The organism is Psittacicella gerlachiana (assembly GCF_003585965.1).
Lineage (GTDB): Bacteria > Pseudomonadota > Gammaproteobacteria > Enterobacterales > Psittacicellaceae > Psittacicella > Psittacicella gerlachiana.
The window spans coordinates 1-4,453 of record NZ_NRJF01000236.1 but is presented as its reverse complement, the minus strand read 5'-3'; the positions used below and the strand labels follow the sequence as shown (position 1 = coordinate 4,453).

At 29.1% G+C, this 4,453-nt stretch carries 1 protein-coding gene; it reads right to left on the bottom strand.

The features are described from left to right. Positions 1 to 211 precede the first annotated feature (211 nt). The gene (locus CKF59_RS07085; RefSeq protein WP_119535235.1) at positions 212 to 637 is read right to left on the bottom strand and encodes a hypothetical protein; all 426 of its coding nucleotides are present in this window, start codon (positions 635 to 637) and stop codon (positions 212 to 214) included. Between the last annotated feature and the right edge of the window lie 3,816 nt (positions 638 to 4,453).

Sequence of the window (4,453 nt, the reverse complement as noted above, 5' to 3'; positions counted from 1 at the left end):
ATAAATATATATATTTATAAGCTATTAAATTATAGTTTTTAAAGATAAATTATGTATATAGACTATTAGCCTTGAGAGCGAACTACTTCTATAGTTCGTCTTTAAAAATAACCTAACTTTGTTACTCTTGTTAACTCTCTCTATTTGTTCCATATTGTAGCAAGAGTAACAAATTAGATTATAAAACAGTTAACCTACCCACTAAGGTAAATTATTTAATTAAATTGTTATTTGAATTGAAATAACCAGCTTCTTTAGATTGATTAAATACTTCTGAGTTAGATACAGAACCTTTAATCTCTAAATTCTCTAAAATTTGATTAATTTGCGTTGCTGTTAAATCACTTGAAGCATATACCATTACACCATCAACAATAAATTGAGAATTGGTTGCACTGTTGAAGTTTGAATTAATATATACTGTAGAAACCTTGTCTTGGCTACCATAAGCTTTACCAGTTACCTGTACTCCATCTTGAGTAAAGTTTACTGTTTTTAAAGCAGGTTGCACAAATTTATTATTTACCACAATAGGAGCACGATCATTAGCTTGATAGTCTGCTGCGTAAGCTGTACCAGCTACTAAAGATGAACCTAAAGTTAAAGCAATAATTAATGATTTAATTGAAGTTGACATAATTAATTTCCTTGTTGTTTTGTTTGTTTTTTTTTGTAAGTATGTTGTAAAAAGACAGAAAGAATAATATGTTGTTTTATAAATTGTTGTTTTTAATTGTTGTTGTGTTTGCTTGTGTTGTTATGTTGTTTTCTGTCTTAAATATTATAGGGATTACTTAGTGATTTATAAAGGGGATTTTTATAAAAACATTTATGAATCAAATTCAGTAATCTCTACTTTTTCTTTTTGTTTGCTTGTTGTATGCTTCTATTATAGGGAATTAAAAATCCTTTGTAAATAGTTAAGTGAGTATTTACTCATTTAAACTTATTCCCAATAATTAAGGATTTTATGCTGTTTGCTCGATTTTATCGAGCTAAATTGAGTAAACACTCAGTTAAATTTAATTCCCTATTCCCACACTATTTGTAAGGCAAATAGGCGTTTTTAACTAAGTATTTACTCAGTTAAAATTAATTTTTCTCTTAATTATTTAATTTTTAATTATAGATTTCGCACTGCAAATCCTTATATTTTAGTCATTTTAGAGAAAATAATTAATTATTTTGCATAAAATTATTTTTTAGCAAGATCTTTTTCATAAAAACAAGTAAGCAAGATTACTAGATGCAAACCATCTTGTACTTCTCAGACTCTTCCCCTCTCTCCTTACTTGGGTTCTTCTCATCTCACCTTACTTCCTTATATAAAGATGTAGATTTACTTAGTGCTTATATAAAGATAGCGTTTCTTACCTCCTTATATAGAGTATAAAGAGCTATCTTGCTCACCTTATATAAAGAAATAACTTCACCTGCCTTATATAAAGTTGCTTGATAAGATCTTATTTCTCGAAGTATTACTTTTATAACTCCTTAAAGATTGCCTTAACAACTCCTTAAAGATTACAAGCTTTCAGCTTTGGAGTTAATGTCAAAACTCTAATTTTTGCACAAAAAAATTGTCACAGCGGTAAATCGCTGTGACTTAAGGAAATATTATGCTAACATTTAAACATAATACAGTGGCAAGAGTAAATCATAAAAACTTTGGTCCAAATTTTTATCATCTACAATTGCAAACATATAACGACTAATTCTAGTCTTAATCTTTATTCATTCTGTTGTAATCTACCCTGCTGCATCAAAGTTGGCGTATGCAGAAGAATCGCAAAAAATTGGCGTCTACGATTCTACGGGTTAATGCAAACAACGTTTTGAGGCAAGTTGTTTGCAGAGACAACTTTCAAATTATTGCTAATTTAAAAGTAATCGGTGTTTCTTTAGTAACTGCAATCAGCTAACTACTAAAGCATAAAACATAAAAAATCGTAATCTCTTAAAACTGATGCCATGTGATATAAATATCAGTTAACAAAGAATATAGTAAACATGATCAGTAAACTTAAATTTTGATTGCCAATTTAATGTATGGCATCAGATTTAAGAAATTATCGAAAAAAAGTTATTTAAAGCAGTAGCCTTCACTATAGAAGCCATCAAATCAAATCTCGCAGTAACAAGTTAAACTGTCATATCTATTATTAAGGTACAAGGCTACTATTTTAAATAATTTCGTTATAAAGTAATCTGTTATTTGAAATCTTAACGCCTAATCACTTAAGTAGCTAGCTATTTAGGGCATATGTTATCTAAGTATGAAATTACCTTAGTAAGATTACCTTAGAAAGAAAATTATCTTAGAAAATTTCTAAGCATTTCTCACTTAAAAATAACTTTTTCTGCACTTTAAATAAGCTGATATATTCTAACTTAAGACCCCTCAAGATTGCAAGAGGAAAACGGGTTAAAAATAGCCAACCTAGAAATGTAGAATAAGAAACTCCTTGAGAAAATATACTATCGGGGATTAATGGAGGCTCACCCCGATAGTATGTAATGTAAAAGCTCATAATTAAGAGCTTCTTATCTACTTTTTAGGTATTATTAGCAAAAAGAAAACAAAAGCCTAATGAGAAACCTCCCCTCTTTAAATGAGGGAAAGAATCGAGGGGAGAAGATCCGGAATAGACTTTTGTTCATCTATTCCTAGATCGAGGGAGATTAATTTTTCTCGCTTATTGTTTTCTCTAGCTTGCTTACCATTATATACATAATATGCTGTAGGCACTAAATAAATTATTTTGCCCTTATGTAATAGTCCCCTTCCCCTTAAAACCTTGATATATAAGCAACAACTTAATTATTTGATCATTTATAATCAGTTTTTTGAGGAAAACTTTAGAAAAAAGTTGTCATAAGTCACACTTTTTTCTCTTTGTTTACCTCAATTTTCTCTCTTAAAGTATCTAAAAACCACAATAAAAATGCGTCTTTTAGTTCCTACTTAAAATATTTTCTTCTCGTTTGCCAAGAGCATAGATTCGTCTTTACAAACAAAAATCCTCTCCTTACACTTAAGAAAAAATCTTATTTTTTCTTGAGGACTAAAATTTCTTGTTTACTTTATCTCTCCTAGATGATTATTAATTACTCTCTAAGGAGAAGAACAATCTAGCTCCTCGGAGCTTTCTTTTATTTTTTCCTTTGAGCATCTCGATAATTTTCTTATCTTTTCTCTAGAATATCCTGCTCCTCCAAAGTTGTATCAAGTTTTTGCTATCTTTCTTGTAAAAAGTTAAAACAGTTCTCTCATTTTCTTTTCTCTTCAAACATTTTCTTAGTGTTCGTTTACACAATCTTCATCCAAGCTTTCTCTCGCACAATTTTGCTTTTGCCAACATAAAAAAAGCGACCTCGAACGCTATGGCTCAAGATCGCTTCTATAATAAAGGTAAACTTAGTATCTCCTGACTATGGGAACTAAGATATATGAAATATATTATGAGTTTATTGGTTTATCGTAATCCCTACGAGAAAATTCTATTTTAATTAGTGACCAACTACCGCTAAGATCACTAAAGAGAATGCAACAAGAGTTGAAATTCCAAATAAAACTTTATCTTTTAAGTTAGTCATATGCTTTCTCCTTATATATTATTCTTATGTTAATTTAAATGATGCAATTAGCATATATAGCTTTTTGTGAGTCTCAACTTAACAAAACTAGCTATAAGTGCTTTTTGTTGTTTTATTATTTGTTTGTCTATGTTGTTTAGATCAAAAGAAAGTTAGTTTCTTTGCTCTCTTTATAGAGTAACACAGAAAATTAATGAAGTAAAGTCAAAATTTGTCAAAATAATATTAACATTTATTCAACAATCACTTTCTTCTCCAACTTTTCTTCGATTTTTCAAAAACTTAGCTCATAAATCCTCGCTAAGACTTTACCTTAAATTTTTTACCACTACAACTTTTTAATTTGATTTTGGCTAACCTTTTGCTTAAAAATCAATTTTTTAATCACGTTTACTCTCCTTGCTTCATTAAAAGGTTTTATTTAGCACAACTTCTTAAAATCAAGCAAGAACCAAGAGATAGCAACTAAAGTCTATCAATCGTGAATCAAAATTTAAATTTAAACGACAATTATTTAAAGAAATTGCCCTTTAAACCAAAACTAGACAAAGGAATTGGTAAAAAATAAGAAATTACCTATGACCTAGGGTAATTAAGAAAGGAAAGGTAAAGATTTGCCTATAAATTTTACTTTGCCCTGTAAAATTTAGGAGTAAAAAGCAACATAGCAAATAGTACCCTACGCAACTCTAAGTATCGCCCATAGGGTACTGACCTTATGTATAAGTCTATCTTCTTATTTCTCTTCATGCCCTAGAGGTTTAAGTTATCTTGAGTGATTTTTATCCTTATAAGTTATTAGAGGATAATCCTTCTCTTTAAATAATTTCTTAAACCTCTTAAAGATTAAGAATCT